The 1503-nt window shown below is 68.9% G+C and carries 1 protein-coding gene; it reads left to right on the forward strand.

All coding sequences use genetic code 11. The annotated features are described in order from the left end of the window. Window positions 1–252: 252 nt before the first annotated feature. Entirely contained in the window at window positions 253–1479 is a 1227-nt protein-coding gene (locus tag QL983_RS11205; RefSeq protein WP_010078639.1) for an IS110 family transposase, read from the forward strand. The last annotated feature ends 24 nt before the right edge of the window (window positions 1480–1503 follow it).

Raw genomic sequence — 1503 nt, forward strand, 5'->3', positions numbered from 1 at the left:
CCCCCGTTACCTTCTTCGTGGCTCCTGGATCCGGCAGGATCAGGGAGTGCTGACCGGCCGGTCCTGGGCATGATCGTTTGCCCCCAGTCATCCATGATCCGGGGGGTGTTGTCACCCAGGACCGGTCCGGTGGTCACGGATCGCTGATAGAGGCAGGACCCGGCTGACAAGGGCCTTCGTAACGTGGATGCCGAGCGTGATCACCTCCCGGCCGGCCAGCACACGCCACCGGCGCACCAGAAGGGAACGATCATGACAGCACAGCAGCACCCGGCCGTGTTCATCGGCCTTGACGTCGGCAAGGCCGAGCACCACGCCGTGGCCCTCACCGCGGCCGGGAAAAAGGTCTACGACAAGGCCCTGCCCAACGACGAGACCCGCCTACGCGGCATCCTCGACGAGCTCGCCCGCGCCCACGGGCCCGCGCTGCTCGTCGTCGATCAACCGGCCACGATCGGCGCCCTGCCCGTGGCCGTGGCCCAGGCCTGCGACGGCGTTGAGGTGGCGTACCTGCCCGGGCTGGCGATGCGACGGATCGCTGACCTGCACCCCGGCTCGGCCAAGACCGACGCCAAGGACGCGGCGATCATCGCTGAAGCAGCCCGCACGATGCCCCATACGCTGCGCTCCATCCGAGTCGATGAGGAACAGATCGCCGAGCTGGCCATGCTCGCCGGGTTCGATGACGACCTCGCCGCGCAGATCACCGCGACCTCGAACCGGCTGCGCGGACTCCTCACCCAGATCCACCCCGCGCTCGAGCGCGTGCTCGGGCCCAGGATCACCCACCCCGCCGTGGCAGACCTTCTCGGCCGCTACCCCACCCCGGCACAGCTCAGAACGGCTGGGCCGGGGCATGTGCGGGCCAGGCTGCGCAAGCACGCCCCACGCCTGGCCGCTTCTCTCACGGAACAGATCTTCCAAGCCCTGGACGAGCAGTCCGTGGTCGTGGCCGGCACGCAGGCCGCGGCCACCGTGGTCCCGATCCTGGCAGAACAGCTCGCCGGCCTGACCCGTCAGCGGGCCGGCCTGGCCTCCCAGGTGGAGGCTGCAGTGGAGGCCCACCCTCTTCACCCGGTCCTGATCTCGATGCCCGGAGTAGGGATCAGGACCGCCGCACGCATCCTCACTGAAGTTGTGGGCAAGGACTTCGTCGATGCCGGGCATCTGGCCTCCTACGCCGGGATCGCCCCGGTCACCCGACGCTCCGGGACCTCGATCCGCGGAGAGCACGTAGCCCGGGGCGGGAACAAGCGACTGAAGCGGGCCCTGTTCCTCTCAGCGTTCGCTTCGCTGTCACACCCGCCTTCCAGGGCGTACTACGACCGCAAACGAGCCCAGGGCAAACGCCACAACCAGGCGCTGATCGCGCTGGCCCGGCGCCGCACGGACGTGCTCTACGCGATGCTCCGCGATGGCACCCTGTATCAAGATCCGACCGCCCCGCCAGCACCATCATCAGTCGCTCTCGCGGCTTGACGAAAACCATAGAGGCACCCCCCC

It is taken from the genome of Micrococcus sp. APC 4021 (assembly GCF_030407635.1).
Classification (GTDB): domain Bacteria; phylum Actinomycetota; class Actinomycetes; order Actinomycetales; family Micrococcaceae; genus Micrococcus; species Micrococcus luteus.

Bases quoted from the DNA above. Each gene is read 5' to 3' on its own strand.
- QL983_RS11205 (WP_010078639.1), top strand. From the start codon at position 253: ATGACAGCACAGCAGCACCCGGCCGTGTTCATCGGCCTTGACGTCGGC.